This window comes from Burkholderia sp. SIMBA_051, from assembly GCF_046534915.1.
Classification (GTDB): Bacteria; Pseudomonadota; Gammaproteobacteria; order Burkholderiales; family Burkholderiaceae; genus Burkholderia; species Burkholderia ambifaria.
Map to the genome: position 1 here is coordinate 543,146 of NZ_JAWRXS010000005.1, position 18,218 is coordinate 561,363.

Here is an 18,218-nt window from a genome sequence, read left to right on the forward strand (position 1 = left end):
TTACCGTCAAATATTTATCTTTTGACGTCCAAACCGGTTTGAAATAGCATCCAAACCGGTTTGGACATCGATGCCACCTTCAGCCGTTCCCTTTCACCGTCAACGGAAACAAAGCCGACATGACTTATTTTCCTTTTTGCCGCGCGACTGCGGCCAAACGTTTGCTGTTCACCGGCGCCGCACTGGCCGCTTTCGCGTCCGCCGCGCATGCGCAAACCGCCGGGGCGCCCGCGCCGACGCCGCACACGCAGCAGGCCTACGACCCCGAGGGCAACTTCACGATGCGCTGGACCCGTGCCGACATCCGCCAGATCGTCGCGCAGTCGCATACGGCCGGCGCCGACAAGAATTCGCTGCCGCAAGCGCTGTCGATGCCGGACATTCCGCAGGACTTCCCGCTGATCAACTCCAACGTGTGGGTGTGGGACACCTGGCCGCTGGCCGACCTGCGCGCGAACCAGCTCAGCTACAAGGGCTGGGAAGTGATCTTCTCGCTGACCGCCGACCCGCACGCCGGCTACACGTTCGATGATCGTCACGTCCATGCGCGCATCGGCTTCTTCTATCGCCGGGCCGGCGTTCCCGCATCGCAGCGGCCGGCGAACGGCGGCTGGATCTGGGGCGGCCATCTGTTCCCGGACGGCGCGAGCGCCAAGGTGTTCGGCACGTCGCCGATGACCAACAACGCCGAATGGTCGGGCTCGGCGCGCCTCACGCACGGCGACAACGTCAGCCTGTACTACACCGCGACGTCGTTCAACCGCTCGGCACCCGGCGGCGCCGACATCACGCCGCCGCAGGCGATCATCACGCGCGCCGACGGCCATATCCAGGCCGACGACAAGCACGTGTGGTTCACCGGCTTCGACGATCACAAGGCGCTGCTGCAGCCGGACGGCAACTACTACCAGACGGGCCAGCAAAACACCTACTTCTCGTTCCGCGATCCGTTCGTGTTCACCGATCCCGCGCATCCGGGCAAGACCTACATGGTGTTCGAAGGCAATACGGGCGGCCAGCGCGGCGCCCGGACCTGCACCGAGGCCGACCTCGGCTACGCGCCGAACGATCCGTACAAGGAAGACCTGAACGCGGTGATGAACTCGGGCGCAGTGTATCAAAAGGCCAATGTCGGCCTGGCGGTCGCGACGAACCCGCAGCTCACCGAATGGAAGTTCCTGCCGCCGATCCTGTCCGCGAACTGCGTCGACGACCAGACCGAGCGTCCGCAGATCTACCTGAAGGACGGCAAGTACTACCTGTTCACGATCAGCCACCGCACGACGATGGCCGCCGGCGTCGACGGGCCTGACGGCGTCTACGGCTTCGTCGGCAACGGCATCCGCAGCGACTACCTGCCGCTGAACGGCGGCAGCGGGCTCGTGCTCGGCAACCCGACCGACTTCTCCGCGCCGGCCGGTGCGCCGTACTCGCAGGACCCGAACCAGAACCCGCGCGAGTTCCAGTCGTATTCGCACTACGTGATGCCGGGCGGGCTCGTCGAGTCGTTCATCGATGCGATCGGTCCGCGTCGCGGCGGCACGCTCGCGCCGACCGTGAAGGTCAACATCAACGGCACGTCGACGGCAGTCGACCGCAGCTACGGCCGCGGCGGCCTCGGCGGGTACGGCGAGATCCCGTCGAACCTGCCCGCGACGGGCGCCGGCCACAACGACGGCGGCTCCGGCACCCGGCCGTAACGGCCGCGGCCGCCTGGCCGCCAGTTCGGCGGGTACGCATCGCGCGTGCCGCGTGTGCGCCCGCCTTTTTTTGTTTCGCAGATCGCGCATGTCGCCGCCGTACGCGGCATGCGCCCTTCCTTCCCGCTTCGCGCAGCGGAGCACGGGCCCCCGCATGAAATCGACGTTTTCCCGCTTTTCCTTCCGGTTCGCCTGCCTGCTCGCCTGTGCGGGCAGCATGCACGCAACCTGCGCCGCGCCGGCCGCGAGCGCGACGCCGCAATGGCGACCCGCCATCCATTACACGCCGCAACGCAACTGGATGAACGATCCGAACGGCCTCGTCTACGAGAACGGCCGCTATCACCTGTTCTACCAGTACAACCCGCTCGGCAACGACTGGGGCAACATGTCGTGGGGTCACGCGACCAGCACCGACCTCGTCCACTGGCGCGAGCAGCCGGTCGCGATGCACGCGAATGCCACGGAGGAAATCTTCTCCGGCTCGATCGTCGCAGACACGCACAATACGTCCGGCCTCGGCGCACCGGGCGAGACGCCGCTCGTCGCGCTCTATACGAGCGTCTACAAGGCCGGTTCCGGTCACGCGCCCGGCACGCAGGCGCAGTCGCTCGCGTACAGCCTCGACCACGGCGCGACGTGGCAGCCCTATGCGCGCAATCCGGTGCTCACGCTCGATCCGGAATCGAAGCAGTTCCGCGATCCGAAGGTGTCGTGGTACGCGCCCGGGCGCTACTGGGTGATGACGACGGTCGTCGCCGATGCACACGTCGTCAAGCTTTACCGTTCCGACGACCTGATCCACTGGTCGTTCCTGAGCGACTTCACGCTGCCGGACGTGCCGCATGCGGGCGCGCTGTGGGAAATGCCCGACCTCGTGCCGCTGCCTGTCGACGACGATCCGCGCCACATCAAGTGGGTCATGATCGTCAACGTCAACCCGTGGTCGATCGCCGGCGGCTCCGGCGCGATGTATTTCGTCGGCAATTTCGACGGCCGCACGTTCGTCCCCGACCGCGTCGCGCCGGCCGGTTCGGACCCGGCGCAATTCCGCTGGGTCGATCATGGCGCCGATTTCTATGCGGCCGGCACGTTCTCGGGCGCCCCGGGCGCACGCCCCGCCGCGATTGCGTGGATGAGCAACTGGGACTACGCGGCCAAAGCGCCGACGGCCCCCTGGCGCGGCGCGATGACGCTGCCGCGCGAGTTCGCGCTGAAGACGATCGGCGGCGAACCCACGCTCTTCGTGACGCCGGCCGCCGCGTTCGATGCGTGGGCCGACGGGCGGCCCGCCGTGCATGAAGGCGATCTGAGCGTCGAATCCGCCACGCGCGCGCTGTCGGCCGCCACGCGCGGCGTCGTTCAGCGCATCACGGTGACGATCGAGCCGCGGCGCGCGGCCCGCGCCGGGGTGATCGTCCGCGGATCGGCGGACGGCGCGATCGGCACCCGGATCGTGTACGACACCGCGAAGCGCACGCTGACGCTCGACCGCTCCCGCTCGGGCGCGACGGATTTCGCCGGAAACTTCAGCCGCGAGCACATCGTCGATCTGCCGCTCGAGAAGGGGCGAGTGCAGCTCGAAATCGTCGTCGATCGCGGTTCGGTCGAAGTGTTCGCGAACGGCGGTCGCGTGGCGCTCACGGACCTGATCTTTCCGCCCCGCGAGGCCGACCGGGTCGCCGTGTTCGCCGAGCATGGCAGCGCGACGTTCTCAGGGCTGACGGTGACGCAGCTCGATGCAGGTCACGCAGCGCGCTAGCGATACGCATTGACGGCGAAGGGCTGCGCCGCCCGACGACGCGCTGCAGCCCTGCCGGTTTCACGCTCAGAGCAAGCCCATCCCGCCCGACGCGATGATTTCCGCGCCGACGATGAAGGCGGACTCGGGCGCGCTCAGGTGCAGCACCGTCGACGCGATTTCGTCCGGCGTGCCGAACCGACCGATCGGGACGAGGCCCCTGATCTTGTCGGCCGTCTCGTCGAGCGCTGCCGCATCGAGGCCAAGCTTGCCGTACAGCGGCGTCTGCACCGGCCCGGGGCTCACCACGTTCACCCGCACGCCGTGCGGCAGCAATTCCGTCGACAGCGTCTTCGCGAACGAATTGACGGCCGCCTTGCTCGCCGCATACACGGACGAACCCGGCATCCCGATGTGCGCGTTGATCGACCCGTTGATCACGATCGACGCGCCGCGGTTCAGCAGCGGGACGAGCGACTGGATCTGGAAATACGCGCCCTTCACGTTGGTGTTGAACACGAGGTCCCACATCGCCTCGTCGCTATCCGCGAACGGCGCGAGTTTCGCGACGCCCGCATTGATGAACACCGCGTCGAGCCGCACGCCGGACGCTGTGAGCGCATCGGCCAGCGCCCGCGCCGACGCGACGCTGCCGGCCTCGTTGCGGATCGCGAGCGCGCCGTCGCCGAGCGTCTCGCGTGCGGCGGCGAGCGTCTGCTCGTCGCGGCCGGTGATGACGACCCGCGCGCCTTCGGCCGCGAATGCCCGTGCGGCCGCCAGGCCGATGCCGCTGTTGCCGCCCGTGACCAGAACCGTCTTTCCTTCGAAGCGTTGCATGATGTTCTCCTGTGAACCGGTGAGTTGACCGTGAACACAGGATGCGCTCGGCGCCCGGCCGTGCCGTGCGATCGGCACGGCAGACATGTTCGAAATTTTCGAACATGTTCGCGGAAGGCGCCTCCGTCTCGTGCCCGCCTCGCGCACTCAGCCCGACACGTCGATCCCGTCGAGCAGCCGCTGCGCGAGCCGCGGTTCGCGCAGTTGCTCGAGCCACCATTGCAGCGCGCGGCCGTCGCGGTCGCTGCGCCATGCGACATACAGCACGTTCGGTTCGCGCGGATCGGCCGTTTCCTTCTCCACGAGCTCGCCGCGCGCGAGCAGCGACGCGACGCGCCGGCGCGGCACCCAGCCGACGCCGAGCCCGTCGCGCTGCGCGAGGATCTTCGCGCGCATCGACGGCACCGCGAGCACCGCCTGGCCGCCGAGCAGCCCGTACATACGGCCGACCGACCGCCGCGACGAATCCGCGACGACCACCGCCCGATGCGCGCCGATCGCGTCCCGGGTGAGCCGCTCGCTCGCCGCCGCCAGCGGATGGCGCGGCGATACCGCGAACACCCATTCCATCGCGCCGAGCTCGAACCACTTGAAGCCCGGAATCGCCGGCGGCTCGTTGGTCGCGCCGACGACCAGGTCCGCGCGGCCGTCGCGCAGGGCTTCCCAGGTGCCGCCGAGCACTTCGTGCGTGAAACGCAGCGACACGCCCGAATCGAGCGCATCGAACGCGCGAACGACCGGCAGCAGCGTATCGAACTCCAGCACCTCGTCGCTGACGATCGTCAGCCGGTCCTCCCAGCCGCTTGCGACCTGCCGCACGCGCTGCGTGAGCCGTGCGACGTCCAGCGCGAGGCGCGACGCCTCGTCGGTCAGCAACTGGCCGGCCGGCGTGAGCTGCAGCCGGTAGCCGCGCCGGTCGAACAGCAGCGCGTCGAAGCGCGTTTCGAGCTGCCGCGCGGTGTGCGACACCGTCGACGGCGCCTTGCCGAGCCGCGCGGCCGCGCGCGACAGGCTGCCGGTGGCGCGGATCGCATCGAGCAGCGCCAGTTCGTCTTCGGACAGCATTGGGGGCACTCCGGTCGGGGGATTGGGGTGGATCGTAAGGCAGCGGCGGGCGGCGGTCCAATTGAATGACGAGGTGCCCGCAGAGGCGGCGGGTGCAGGGCCGACGGGCATGGCCTTCTCCGGCCGCACGAAGCCGTTCGCGTGTCGTTGCCGGCCGGAAACCAATGATGCACTTCCGGTATGCTGATCGGCGTCAGAATTCCTGCATTCCAGGTAGCCACTGCAATGGACATCGCGATCCGCATCGAAGGCCGTCACGACCTGACCGGGCAAATCTTCCGTCAGCTGCGCACCGCGATCGTCGGCGGGCGGCTCGAGGGCGGCGCCCGGCTGCCGTCGACGCGCGATCTCGCGAAGCAGCTCGGCGTGTCGCGCAAGACGACGCTCGACGCGTTCGAGCGTCTCGTCGCCGAGGGCTATCTGAACACGCGCGCGGGCGACGGCACGTTCGTCGCCGGCGGCCTCGCGCGGGTTCCGCATGCGCCGGTCGCGTCGGCACCGTCGCTCGTCGAGGACACACCGCGCGTCCACGCGGTCGACGCACGCGCGCTGTGGGACGACCTGCCCGACGCACTCGCGATGCCGACACCGCAGGCGGCGCCCGCCTTCGACTTCCGCGGCGGCGTGACCGACAAGACGCTGTTCCCGTTCGACGCATGGCGCCGCTGCCTGCATCACGCGTTGCGCCAGCAGGCGCGCGGCCCGGGCCAGTACCACGACCCGGCGGGCGACCCGCAATTGCGCGGCGCGATCGCGCGTTACGTCGGGTTCAGCCGCGCGGTGGCCTGCGGCTGGGACGACGTGCTCGTCACGCAAGGCGCGCAACAGGCGCTCGACCTGATCGCGCGCGTGGTCGTGCGGCCGGGCGACGTCGTCGCGGTCGAGAACCCCGGCTATCCGCCGGCACGCGCGGCGTTCGCATCGCTCGGCGCGACGGTGATCGGCGTGCCGGTCGACGCACACGGCCTCGTCACCGAGCGGCTGCCCGACGACGCGCGTCTCGTCTACGTGACGCCGTCGCACCAGTTCCCGCTCGGGATGCCGATGACGCTGGACCGTCGTGTCGCGCTGCTCGAATGGGCGCAGCGCCGCCGCGCGGTGATCATCGAGGACGACTACGACGGCGAGTTCCGCTTCGAAGGCCGGCCGGTGGAGTCGCTGAAGAGCCTCGACCGCACGGGCCTCGTCGCATACGTCGGCACGTTCTCGAAGACGATCTTCCCCGAACTGCGGATCGGCTACGCGATTCCGCCGAGCGCACTGCGCGGCGCGCTCGCGAAGGCGAAGCAGATCGTCGACTGGCATACCTGCACGCTGACGCAGGCGGCGCTCGCCCGCTTCATGCTCGAAGGCGATTTTGCGCGGCACCTGCGGCGCGTGCAGAAGCACTACGACGCGCGCCGCAAGATGCTGCTCGCGCACCTGCGCGGCGGCCTCGCACCGTGGTTCGACACGATCGTGCCGACCGCCGGCATCCACCTCGCCGCGCTCCTGAAACCCGGGCTCGACGAAGCCGCGCTGGTCCGCGCGGCCCGCGAGCACGACATCGGCCTGTACGGGATCTCGGCGTTCCACGTCGGCTCGGCCACGCGCGCGGGGCTGCTGTTCGGCTATGGCGGAATCGACGCGCTGCACATCGATTCCGCGCTCGCGAAACTGGCCGCGCTGCTGGGTTCGGGCGATTTCGGCGGCTCGCCACTGGTTACCTGAATTTCCATGAAATTGGTCATTCAAGCAGGCCAGTGACATGCTTAAAGTGAGTCCTGTCGCGCCCCCGGGCGCACCCACGAAAAAGGACCTGCCATGCAACCGCGCCTGAACTTCTATACCGCCAGCCCAAACGCGATCAAGGTGATGCGCAACGCCGAGGAATTCATCGCGAAGAGCTCGATCGAGAAGCCGCTCGCCGAACTCGTCCGGCTGCGCGCGTCGCAGATCAACGGTTGCGCCTTCTGCGTCGACATGCACACCATCGACGCGCGCAAGGGCGGCGAGACCGACCGACGCCTGGCGACGGTGGTCGCCTGGCGCGAAACGCCGTTCTTCACCGAGCGCGAACGCGCGGCGCTGGAATGGACCGAAGCGCTGACGCTGGTCGCCGACAACCACGTGCCCGATTCCGTCTGGGAAGCCGTGAAGCCGCACTTCAGCGACACGGAACTGTTCGACCTGTCGATGCTGATCGCGACGATCAACTCGTGGAACCGCTTCGCGATCGCGTTCCGCAAGATGCCCGAATAAGGGGGCGACGATGACGCATTCCCGCTCCCTGCTCCGCCGCGTGGTTCTGGGCGCGTCAATCGCGCTCGGCGCCGCGCTGCCGACGGCCGCCCACGCGCACGATGCCGACGACAACGTGCATCCGATCATGCGGCAGGCCGTGCTCGAAGCGCCCGGCAAGCTCGCCGTCGTCGCGACCGTCGACTATGCGCCCGGCCAGGCGTCCGACGCGCACAAGCATCTCGGCTCGGTGTTCGCGGTCGTGTCGAAAGGCGAAGTGCTGTCGCAAGTGAACGGCGGCCCGGTGCGCCGCTACCGCGCCGGCGAAGGCTGGTACGAGGCGCCCGGTTCGCGCCACCAGGTTTCGCGCAATGCGAGCGCGACCGAACCCGCGCAGCTCGTCGTGTTCGGGCTGACGGGCGAGCACGATCCGCTGAAGTCGCCGATGGATCAGTGACGATGTTTCGGGCGCGCGTGCCGTGGCGGGCGCGCGCTTGCTTCACGAGTGGGTTCTCCGCCGCTTTCCCGCTTCCCGCTTCCCGCTTCCCGCTTCCCGCTTCCCGCTTCCAGCTTCCAGCTTCCAGCTTCCAGCTTCCAGACCGATGCGTCACCGCTTTCGGCAGTTCCCCTCCGCCGCTTCCTCATTAGCCGCTCCCTACACGCCGCCACCCGCGCCCGGCCCGGCGCCGCACTGCCTCCCCGCTCACGCACACCGCCATTCGGCGCTTGCCTGATCGCGATCAACGCGCGCGAAAACCCTTCCTTGAAATTAACTAACTCATCAATTAGCGTCGTCTGCATGAACGCGAAATCCACCGTCGCCAGGCCGCGCGGGCGCCGCCCGTCGGTGGAGGATTTCGACCTGCGCGATCACATGCTCGACGTGGCGATCCAGCTGTTTGCCGAGCACGGCATCGCCGCGACGACGGTCGCGCAGATCGCCGCGGCCGCCGGCGTCACGTCGGCGATGGTCCATTACTACTTCACGAATCGCGAGCAACTGCTCGACGCGATCGTCGAGGAGCGGCTCGCGCAGGTCATCGCGTTCGTATGGCGGCCGACCGCGCCGCAGATCGAAAACGATCCGTTCGCGCTCGTCGCCGAACTCGTCGACCGGTTCTTCGACGTCACGCATCGCATGCCGTGGCTGCCGTCGATCTGGCTGCGCGAGATCGTCCACGAAGGCGGGCTGCTGCGCGAGCGGATGGTCCGCCGCATTCCGCTCGAGCATGTCGGGCGTTTTGCCGAACGCATCCGCGCCGCGCAGCAGGCCGGCACGCTGAACCCGTCGCTCGAACCCGCGTTCCTGTTCCATTCGATCATCGCGCTCGTCATGCTGCCGCTCGCGACCGCGAAGCTGTGGCAAAGCGCGCGCGGCCTGCCGCCGATCGATCGCGACGTGCTGCATCGCCACGTCCGTGCGCTGCTCGGCTCCGGCCTGCAGCCGCCCGTCACCGCGCCGGATGCGCGCGCTCGCGCGCCCCGGAGGCCGTCGTGAGCACGGCCCGCGCGCTGCCGCTCGCGCTGGCCGCCGCCGCGCTGCTCGGCGGTTGCGGACGGCCGGCCGACACCGGCACGACTTACCAAGGCTATGTCGAAGGCGAATTCGTGTACCTGTCGTCGTCGCAAGCGGGCACGCTGACCCAACTGTCGGTCGAACGCGGCCAGGCCGTCGCGGCCGGTACGCCGGTGTTCGCGCTCGAAGCCGTCAGCGAAACGGCCGCGCTGCAGCAGGCGCAGCATCAGCTCGCGGCCGCACGCGCGCAGCTTGCCGATCTGCAGACCGGCAAGCGCCCGCCGGAAGTCGCGGTCACGCGTGCCCAGCTCGCGCAGGCCACCGCACAAGCCGCGCGGGCCGCCGCGCAACTCGCGCGCGACGAACGCCAGTACGCGGCCGGCGGCCTGTCGAAGCAGCAGCTCGACGACACGCGCACGTCCGCGCAGACCACCGCCGCGCAGATGCGCGAGCTGCAGAACCAGGTCGATGTCGCGCGTTTGCCGGGCCGCGCGCAGCAGGTCGCCGCCCAGGCCGCGCAGGTCGACGCCGCGCAGGCCGCCGTGGCCGAAGCGCAATGGAAGCTCGACCAGAAGCGCATCGCCGCGCCCGCCGATGGGCGCGTGTACGACACGCTGTACCGCGTCGGCGAATGGGTGCAGGCCGGCAATCCGGTCGTGCAGATGCTGCCGCCGCAGAACCTGAAGGTGCGCTTCTTCGTGCCGGAGGCGGCCATCGCGTCGCTCGCCCCGGGGCGCACGATCGCGATCCACTGCGACGGCTGCGCGGCCGACGTGTCCGCGCGCATCACCTACGTGTCGCGCGCGGCCGAGTACACGCCGCCGGTGATCTACAGCAACGAGAGCCGGAGCAAGCTCGTGTTCATGGTCGAGGCGCGCCCGGCGCCCGCCGACGCGCCGAAGCTGCATCCGGGCCAGCCCGTCGCCGTGAGGGTGCGTTGAACGCGCCGGCCGCTCCGTATGCGATCGACGTCCACCGCCTGAACAAGCGGTTCGGCGACAAGCACGTCGTGAAGGACGTATCGCTGCGCGTCGCGCGCGGCGAAATCTTCGGCTTTCTCGGACCGAACGGCAGCGGCAAGACCACGTCGATCCGGATGATGTGCGGCCTGCTCACGCCCGACTCGGGCAGCGGCACCTGCCTCGGCTACGACATCGTGCGCGACAGCGCGCAGATCAAGCGGCGCGTCGGCTACATGACGCAACGCTTCTCGTACTGGGAAGACCTGTCGATCCGCGAGAACCTCGATTTCGTCGCGCGCGTGTACGGGATGCCCGATCGCCACGCAACCGTCGCGCGCGCGCTCGACGGGCTCGGTCTCGCGAGCCGTGCGGATCAGCTCACGGGCGCGCTGTCCGGCGGGTGGAAGCAGCGCCTCGCGCTCGCCGCGTGCATGCTGCACGAGCCGGAGCTGCTGCTGCTCGACGAACCGACCGCCGGCGTCGACCCGGCCGCGCGCCGCGACTTCTGGGAAGAGCTGCACCGGCTCGCCGCGCAAGGGATCTCGGTGCTCGTCAGCACGCACTACATGGACGAGGCCGAGCGCTGCCACAAGCTCGCGTATATCGCGGCCGGCGAACTGCTCGCACAGGGCACGTCGGCGGAGATCGTCGCGTCGCAGCACCTGTCGACCCGCACGATCACGGGCGGGCACCTGACCGAACTGTCCGCGCAACTGCGCACGATGCCGGGCGTCGATCAAACCGTCGTGTTCGGCTCCGCGCTGCACGTGAGCGGCCGCGATCGCGCGCTGCTCGACGCGACGCTCGCGCAGGTGGCGGCCGAGGCCGGCGCGCGCACGGACGGTCGCGCAGCGCTGCAGATCGCGCCGATCGACACCGGGCTCGAAGATGTCTTCATCTACATGATGGGCCGTGCCTCCGCGCCGCCCGGCGGAGCGTCGTCATGAACGCGTGGGCGGGCCTGCGCGAATCGTTCTCGGTCGCGCGCTGGTGGAGCATCGTGCTGAAGGAATTCCTGCAGCTGCGCCGCGATCGCGTCACGTTCGCGATGATCGTCGGCGTGCCGATCATCCAGCTCGCGCTGTTCGGCTTCGCGATCAACACCGATCCGAAGCACCTGCCGACCGCGGTGATCGTCGCCGAGTCGAGCCCCTTCGCACGCAGCTTCATCGCCGCGATGCGCAACTCCGCGTACTTCGACATCGTCTCGACCCTGCCCGACGAAGCGGCCGGCCGGCAGGCACTCGCGCGCGGCGACGTGCAGTTCGTGCTGAGCGTGCCGGCCGATTTCTCGAAGCGGCTGCTGCGCGGCGAGCATCCGTCGCTGCTCGTCGAGGCGGACGCGACCGATCCCGTCGCGACCGCGTCGGCGATCGGCGCGCTGACGGGGCTCGTGCAGCCCGTCGCGGACAAGGACCTGACGGGCCCGCTCGCGCGTCTGAACGGCCGCCCGGCCGCGTTCGACGTCGTGCTGCACCGCCTGTACAACCCCGAGGGCATCACGCAGTACAACGTCGTGCCGGGCCTGATGGGCGTGATCCTGACAATGACGATGGTGATGATGACCGGTCTCGCGATCACCCGCGAACGCGAGCGCGGCACGATGGAAAACCTGCTCGCGACACCCGTGCGGCCGCTCGAGGTGATGACGGGCAAGATCGTCCCGTACGTGTTCATCGGGCTGATCCAGGTGTCGATCATTCTCGTCGCCGCGCGGTTCGTGTTCGAGGTGCCGTTCGTCGGCGGCGTGTTCGCGATCTATCTCGCCGCGCTGCTCTTCATCGCCGCGAACCTGACGGTCGGCATCACGCTGTCGTCGCTCGCGCAGAACCAGTTGCAGGCGATGCAGCTCGCGGTGTTCTACTTCCTGCCGAACATCCTGCTGTCGGGCTTCATGTTCCCGTTCGCCGGGATGCCGAAGTGGGCGCAGTTCATCGGCAACCTGCTGCCGCTCACCTACTTCAACCGCCTCGTGCGCGGCATCCTGCTGAAAGGCAACGCCTGGGCCGACCTGTGGCCGTCCGTGTGGCCCGTCGCGCTGTTCACCCTCGTCGTGATGAGCGTCGCGCTGCGCTTCTACCGGCGCACGCTCGATTAGGGGCCGCGCGATGAAACCGGCTTCGCGTCGCACATTCCACGCTGCCCGCGGCGGCGCGCTGGCCGCGATCGCGCTGCTCGCCGGATGTGCGGTCGGGCCGGATTTCCGCGCGCCGGAGCCGCCGGCCACGCAGCAGTACACGCGCGATGCAGCGCCCGCGACCACGGCCGCCGCCGGCGGTCCGGCCGGCGACGCGCAGACGTTCGCGACGTCCGCGCATACGCTGCAACGCTGGTGGACGCAGTTCGGCTCCGAGCCGCTCGACCGCCTCGTCGACACCGCATGGCGCAACAGCCCGACGCTCGCCGAGGCCCGCGCGCGGCTCGACGAAGCGCGGCAGAACCATGCGGCCGAAGCCGGCGCGACGATGCTGCCGCGCGTCGACGCGAACCTGTCCGCCACGCGCGAGAAGGTCGACATCGCCGCGTTCGGGCTGCCCGCCAACATGCCGAATCCCGGGCCGTTCACGCTGTATGACGCGTCGGTGAGCGTGTCGTACGCACTCGACGTGTTCGGCGGCAACCGGCGCGCGCTTGAAGCGCTGCGTGCCCAGGTCGACTATCAGGCCTATACGCTCGACGCCGCGCGCCTGACGCTCGCGGGCAACGTCGTCGCGACCGCGATCCTGCGCGCGTCGCTCGCGCAGCAAGTCGCGCTCACGCGGCAGCTCGTCGACGCGCAAGCGCGGCAGTTGCGCATCGTCGAAGCGCGCTTCGCGGCGGGGGGCGTGTCGCGCGCCGACGTGCATGCGCAGCGCGCGCTGCTCGCGCAAACGCAGGCATCGCTGCCGCCGCTCGTCGCGCGCCACGCGCAGGCCGGCCACCGGCTCGCGATCCTGCTGGGCGCGCCGCCGTCGGACGAAGCGTTGCCCGACGTCGCGCTCGACACACTCGCGCTGCCCCGCACGCTGCCGGTCTCGCTGCCGTCGACGCTTGCGCGCGAACGGCCCGACATCCGCGCGGCGGAGGCCGTGCTGCACCAGGCGAGCGCGAACGTCGGCGTGGCCACGGCGAACCTGTATCCGCGTTTTTCGATTTCGGCGGGGATCGGGTCGGAGCGCACGCGCATCGCGGATATCGTCAGCGGGCTCAACGTGTGGAACGTCGGGCTCGGCCTCGCGCAGCCGCTCTTTCACGGCGGCGAACTGCGCGCGCGGAAACGCGCGGCCGAAGCGGCGTACGACGCCGCATTCGCGAGCTATCGGGAAACCGTGCTGCTGGCGCTTCAGCAGGTGGCCGACGCGATGCGCGCGGTCGAACACGATGCGGCCGAATTGCAGGCGAGAGACACCGCCGCGCAACAGGCGGCGGCCAGCCATGCGATTGCCGGCGACCGCTACGCGGCGGGCGGAATCAGCCTGATCGACCTGCTCGACGCACAGCGACAAGTATTGCAGACCGCGCTCGAGCGGACCCGCGCGCAAGCCGACCGGCTTGCGGATACGGCGGCGCTGTTCCAGGCGCTGGCGGGAAACTTGACGGATGATTCGCACCGCTGACCGGCACGATGACTCGACGATGCATCGCCGGACGCGGCGTGACCGACAACCGTACTCGCGCATGCACCACGCGCCCGGTGCGTACCGACGAAAAAAAACCGGCCCGAAGGCCGGTTTCTTCAACCCGCATGCCGTGAGCGGCGCTCGCGCGCCGCGCGACATTTAGAAGCGGTGGATCAGGCCGACGCCGGCAGCGATCTGGTTCTGCTTCGAACCTGCGCCCACGCCGTCGCCCGTCGACGTCGTCGCGAGGATCACGCCGCCCGTCGGGGTGAGCGTGTTGCCGCTCGCGCGCTGCCAAGCCTCAACTGCGTACAGGCCCGTGCGCTTCGACAGGCTGTAGTACTGCGACAGCGTGACCTGATGGTACTTGGCCGCGCTCGAGATGCCGTTCGACTCGGTCGCACGCGTGTACGAGTAGCCTGCCGCGAAGTCCCACTGCGGCGCTGCCTTCCAGTGCAGCACGGCGCCTGCCGTGTTGAAGATTGCCGTGTTCCGGAAGCCCGACAGCGTACCCGGGATGTATTGCACGTTCGAGTACGAAACCGAAACGTCCCATGCCGGCGTGAACTGATAGCCTGCCGTCACCGCGAGACGCTGTTGCGCCTGTGCCGTCCGGTAGCCGTTGTTGATCGACGACACGGCCTGCTCTGCACCGTTGCCGCTCGTGTCCAGACCGTTCTGCGCGGTCGAGTTCGCGCCCCACACACCGCCGCCGAGCGTCGCGTTGTTGATACGCTGGAAGCCGACCGCGATGCCTGCCGGGCCGTTCAGGTACTGGATCGCCGCGCTCCACGTCGAGCCGCGGTTCACGCTGCCTGCGACGCCGCCGAACGAGTACGAACCGCCGACCGTGAAGCCGTAGAACTTCGGCGACATGTAGACGAGCGAGTTGTTCGCGCGGTAGCTGGTATCCAGCGAATCGATATCACCCGGGTGCGCGCCGTAGTAGCCGGTCAGCCAGGTCGTCGGGCTGTACGGCGACAGCAGCGTGTAGTACGCGGTGTACTGGCGGCCTGCCGTCAGCGTACCGTACGTCTGGTTGCTCAGGCCGACCCATGCCTGACGCGTGAAGATGCCGTTCGTCCATTGCGACGAACCGTTGTTCGCGTTGAAGCCGGCTTCCAACTGGAAGATCGCCTTCGTGCCGCCGCCGAGGTCTTCGCTGCCCTTCAGGCCGAAGCGGCTGCCCGCCCAAATGCCGGTGGCCATCTGAACCTTCGAGTGACCACCCGTGGTCGCGCCGGTTGCCGACGAGTTGTTCTGGTACGCGATAGCGTTATCGACGATACCGTACAGGGTGACGCTGCTCTGGGCGTGAGCTGCGGTAGCGGCTGCGAGACCCACTGCCGTCATGGCGAAAGCGACGCGCTTTTTCATTGATTCTCCGTCCTCAAAGAATGATTTCTTTTCTGGTGTGGTTTTATGCACATGTGCGAGTACATGCCGGAGCGATTCTGACGGATTACCAATTGTTTCCCAATACGTGCAGTCGGTCATCGTATGATCGACGCAACGCACGGGTTCACCAAACGGTTACATAACACCTGAAAACGCTTACGCGGCGGGGATTTCCGGCATTTCCCGGTGAAAACCCTAGCTTTACATTTTTACGGGTGCATCGCGACCGGGCGGTGTTGTCAGACGCCTTCGGCACGTTTGTTCCGACCAATGCGCAACCGCGATCGACACCGCGATTCACATCGCCGCGCAGGATCGCTTACGTTCATGACACCCACGTTTCGGGAAGCGAAATTTGAAAACGTTTCAGCGCGTGCGGCGGAGATCGGACGGAGCGGCCCGGCGAACGCGGGCCGCAGGAGGATGCCGGCGCCTCGCGCCGGCGACATTCAATGCGACGCGGGTGGCGCGATCCGCGCGTTCACCGCGTCGACCAGCGCGTTGATGCGCGCACGGATCGCCGCGTTCGAACCGACGAGCGCGAGCGACGACGCCATGATCCGGTAGATCCGCTTGCGCGGCACCTTCGCCGGCCGCGCCGGATCGAGCCACGCGTCGTGGCCGGCCAGCAGTTCGAGCGTTTCGAGGCCGATCATGATCGGCCACAGGCATGCGAGCCGCAGACGCACGAAGCGGCGCGGAATCGCCTGCGTATAGAAGCACGCGTCGCGATACTGCGCGAGCGTCGCGCGCAACAGCTCGACCAGCACGCCGCGCGCGCGGGCCGACGCGTCGGGCGACATGAGGTCGGCGACGCCGATGCGATGCTCGGCCAGCACGTCGTCCGGCAGATAGCAGCGGCCGATCCGCAGGTCCTTCGCGCAGTCGCGCAGGATGTTGGTCATCTGCAGCGCCTTGCCGAAACGGATGCCCTTCTCGCGCATGTCCGCGAAGTCCCAGCCGCGCGCGGCCCGCGTGTGCGCGCCGGTCATGTCGGTCCAGAATTCGCCGACGCAGCCGGCGACCAGATACGTGTAGCGATCGAGTTCGTCACGGCTCGGCAGCGACGCGACCTGCCCCGACTGCTCGTCGGGAAACGTGCGCAGGTCGAACTCCATCCCCGACGTCAGCGTCGCGACGACCTTGCGGATCGACGCGCGATCCGCGTCCGGCTGCGCGCGCAGCAGCGCAAGCATCGGCTTCATCGACGCGAGCAGCATGTGTTCGTGCGAATCCGTCTGCATCCGCGTGACGTCCTCGAGCGCGCGCGACAGCGCTGCGCCGTCGCCGAGCCGCTCGATCTCGTCGCGCAGGTCGGTCAGCAGCGCCGCGCGACGCTCGGGCGCGACGAGCGCCGTGTCGGCGATCGTGTCGGCCGCGCGCGCGAGCAGGTAGGCCAGGCCGACCGGCTCGCGCATGCCGTCGGGCAGCACGCGCAGCGTCAGGTAAAAGGAGCGGGAAACGTTCTTCAGCAGGTCGCCGAGCAGATAGGCGGGATCGGTATGAGTCGTCATGGGTCGCTAAAAATCGGCCGGCGCGGGCCCCGCACGCATACGGTGCCGGGGTGCCCGCGCCGGCCGCGAGTCGCCGCATCGTCGTGCGCGGGCAGGCGTCGGCCCGGCGCGGCGATGCAAAAGTCCCGCAAGTTTAGTGCATCCGGCTCGGTGGTTCTCCAACACGGGTCGGATCGCGTCACGCCGCGCCACCGCGTGTTCCACCGTCCCGCTCATTTTCGTCACAACAAAACAGAAAGGCGAAAGTAATACATATGTAATGATCCAGTGCGACGATCGCGTCCCGTTCGATCCCGTTCAATCCGCGCCGCCGGATCGAGCGCCCTTTCACCGACTTCCGTTCCGAAGGTTCACCGCCATGCTCTTCACGCGCCCGACCGCCCTGCGCTGCATCCCGTTCGCCTGTGCCGCCGCCCTTCTGCTAGCCGCCTGCGGCGGCGACGATATCTCGGCGTCCGATCCCACGCAACCGATCTCCGCGAAGGTCCAGGTGGTCGGCCATCGCGGCGCGAGCGCGCTGCGGCCCGAGCACACGCTTGCGTCGTACCGCAAGGCGATCGAGGACGGTGCGGACGTGATCGAGCCCGACCTCGTCGCGACCCGCGACGGCGTGCTCGTCGCGCGCCACGAAAACGAAATCTCGGGCACGACGAACGTGTCGACGCTGCCGCAGTTCGCGAGCCGCAAGGCGACCAAGACGATCGACGGCACGCAGCTGACCGGCTGGTTCACCGAGGACTTCACGCTCGCCGAGCTGAAGACGCTGCGTGCCCGCGAGCGCATTCCGCAGATCCGCCCGGCGAACACCGCGTACAACGATCAGTTCGAGATCCCGACCTTCGACGAGATCGTCGCGCTCGCGAAACAGATGTCCGCGCAGACCGGCCGCACGATCCATCTGTATCCGGAAACCAAGCACCCGACCTACTTCCAGTCGATCGGCCTGCCGCTCGAGGATCGCCTCGTCGACGCGCTGCTGAAGGATCCGTATACGGCGCGCACGGCGACGGTCTACATCCAGTCGTTCGAGGTCGCGAACCTGAAGACGATCCGCAACCGGATCAAGTCGAGCCAGCCGAACTGGAAGCTCGTGCAGTTGATGGACGAAGCCGGCCAGCGTCCGTACGACTTCGTGAAAGCGAACGACAAGCGCACCTATGGCGACCTGTCGACGCGCGACGGGATGCGCGAGATCGCGTCCTATGCGAACGGCGTCGGGCCGTACAAGACGTCGATCATCGCGGTGGCCGCGGACGGCACGCTGCAGCAGCCGACGCCGTACGTGCGCTATGCGCATGAAGCCGGCCTCGTCGTGCATCCGTACACGTTCCGCCCGGAGAACAACTTCCTGCCCGCGTCGCTGAAGGACGGCGGCACGCCGGCCACGCGCAACACCGCGGGCTCGGTGCGCGAGATCCAGGCTTACCTGCGCGCGGGCATCGACGGCTTCTTCACCGACGATCCGGCCGTGGGCCGCACGGCTGTTGATACGTTCAAGCGCTGAACCGGCTGAACGCTGGACGCTGGACGCTGGACGCTCAGAGCGCGCGGCAACGGGCGCGGCGCACGCGGGGCCGCGCGCCGGTTGGCGGTTGGCGGTTGGCGGTTGGCGGTTGGCGGTTGGCGGTTGGCGGTTGGCGGTTGGCGGTTGGCGGTTGGCGGTTGG

The 18,218-nt window shown here is 68.6% G+C and carries 15 protein-coding genes; 11 read left to right on the forward strand and 4 right to left on the reverse strand.

Translation table 11 applies throughout. The features are described from left to right. Positions 1–119 precede the first annotated feature (119 nt). Together SB771_RS15525 and SB771_RS15530 are read left to right on the forward strand one after the other, a co-directional pair. Positions 120–1,700, forward strand: a complete 1,581-nt coding sequence (locus SB771_RS15525) for a glycoside hydrolase family 68 protein (RefSeq protein WP_126225331.1) — start codon at positions 120–122, stop codon at positions 1,698–1,700. A 154-nt stretch (positions 1,701–1,854) separates the two neighbouring features. Continuing rightward, positions 1,855–3,462 carry a glycoside hydrolase family 32 protein gene (locus tag SB771_RS15530; RefSeq protein WP_175659316.1) on the forward strand — a complete coding sequence of 536 codons (1,608 nt, stop codon included), beginning with the start codon at positions 1,855–1,857 and terminating at the stop codon, positions 3,460–3,462. 66 nt (positions 3,463–3,528) lie between these two features. Here SB771_RS15530 and SB771_RS15535 read toward each other — a convergent pair whose 3' ends face one another. Further along, positions 3,529–4,278: an SDR family oxidoreductase gene (locus SB771_RS15535; RefSeq protein ID WP_041491642.1), complete on the reverse strand. Its 750-nt coding sequence runs from the start codon at positions 4,276–4,278 to the stop codon at positions 3,529–3,531. A gap of 147 nt (positions 4,279–4,425) precedes the next feature. Further along, positions 4,426–5,343 (reverse strand): LysR family transcriptional regulator, encoded by a 918-nt coding sequence (locus SB771_RS15540; RefSeq protein WP_175659317.1) that lies wholly within the window; start codon positions 5,341–5,343, stop codon positions 4,426–4,428. Between the two features lie 225 nt (positions 5,344–5,568). On the opposite strand from SB771_RS15540, the gene SB771_RS15545 reads away from it, so the two are divergent. The 8 genes from SB771_RS15545 to SB771_RS15580 all read left to right on the forward strand — a co-directional run bounded on the left by SB771_RS15545 (position 5,569) and on the right by SB771_RS15580 (position 13,637). Beyond that, positions 5,569–7,053, forward strand: coding sequence for a PLP-dependent aminotransferase family protein (locus tag SB771_RS15545; protein ID WP_175659318.1), 1,485 nt, complete (start codon positions 5,569–5,571; stop codon positions 7,051–7,053). A gap of 93 nt (positions 7,054–7,146) precedes the next feature. Continuing rightward, positions 7,147–7,584 carry a carboxymuconolactone decarboxylase family protein gene (locus tag SB771_RS15550; protein ID WP_175659319.1) on the forward strand — a complete coding sequence of 146 codons (438 nt, stop codon included), beginning with the start codon at positions 7,147–7,149 and terminating at the stop codon, positions 7,582–7,584. A 10-nt stretch (positions 7,585–7,594) separates the two neighbouring features. Beyond that, the gene (locus tag SB771_RS15555; RefSeq protein WP_175659320.1) at positions 7,595–8,020 is read left to right on the forward strand and encodes a cupin domain-containing protein; all 426 of its coding nucleotides are present in this window, start codon (positions 7,595–7,597) and stop codon (positions 8,018–8,020) included. 342 nt (positions 8,021–8,362) lie between these two features. Next, a complete protein-coding gene (locus SB771_RS15560; RefSeq protein WP_175659756.1) occupies positions 8,363–9,061 on the forward strand; it encodes a TetR/AcrR family transcriptional regulator in 699 nt (232 codons plus the stop codon). Next, positions 9,058–10,020 (forward strand): HlyD family secretion protein, encoded by a 963-nt coding sequence (locus tag SB771_RS15565; protein ID WP_175659321.1) that lies wholly within the window; start codon positions 9,058–9,060, stop codon positions 10,018–10,020. Before SB771_RS15560 ends, SB771_RS15565 begins: the two co-directional genes overlap by 4 nt. After that, positions 10,017–10,988, forward strand: a complete 972-nt coding sequence (locus SB771_RS15570) for an ABC transporter ATP-binding protein (RefSeq protein ID WP_175659322.1) — start codon at positions 10,017–10,019, stop codon at positions 10,986–10,988. Before SB771_RS15565 ends, SB771_RS15570 begins: the two co-directional genes overlap by 4 nt. Next, positions 10,985–12,139 carry an ABC transporter permease gene (locus SB771_RS15575; protein ID WP_175659323.1) on the forward strand — a complete coding sequence of 385 codons (1,155 nt, stop codon included), beginning with the start codon at positions 10,985–10,987 and terminating at the stop codon, positions 12,137–12,139. Before SB771_RS15570 ends, SB771_RS15575 begins: the two co-directional genes overlap by 4 nt. 10 nt (positions 12,140–12,149) lie before the next feature. Next, on the forward strand, positions 12,150–13,637 hold the full coding sequence (locus tag SB771_RS15580) for an efflux transporter outer membrane subunit (protein ID WP_175659324.1): 1,488 nt from the start codon (positions 12,150–12,152) through the stop codon (positions 13,635–13,637). Between the two features lie 162 nt (positions 13,638–13,799). Here the strand turns inward: SB771_RS15580 and SB771_RS15585 are convergent, their stop codons facing one another. Together SB771_RS15585 and SB771_RS15590 are read right to left on the reverse strand one after the other, a co-directional pair. Then, entirely contained in the window at positions 13,800–15,017 is a 1,218-nt protein-coding gene (locus tag SB771_RS15585) for a porin (RefSeq protein ID WP_175654863.1), read from the reverse strand. A gap of 470 nt (positions 15,018–15,487) precedes the next feature. Next, positions 15,488–16,552 (reverse strand): phytoene/squalene synthase family protein, encoded by a 1,065-nt coding sequence (locus SB771_RS15590; RefSeq protein ID WP_175659325.1) that lies wholly within the window; start codon positions 16,550–16,552, stop codon positions 15,488–15,490. A gap of 358 nt (positions 16,553–16,910) precedes the next feature. Here SB771_RS15590 and SB771_RS15595 point away from each other — a divergent pair, with 358 nt between their 5' ends. Beyond that, a complete protein-coding gene (locus SB771_RS15595; RefSeq protein ID WP_175659326.1) occupies positions 16,911–18,056 on the forward strand; it encodes a glycerophosphodiester phosphodiesterase in 1,146 nt (381 codons plus the stop codon). Positions 18,057–18,218 lie beyond the last annotated feature (162 nt).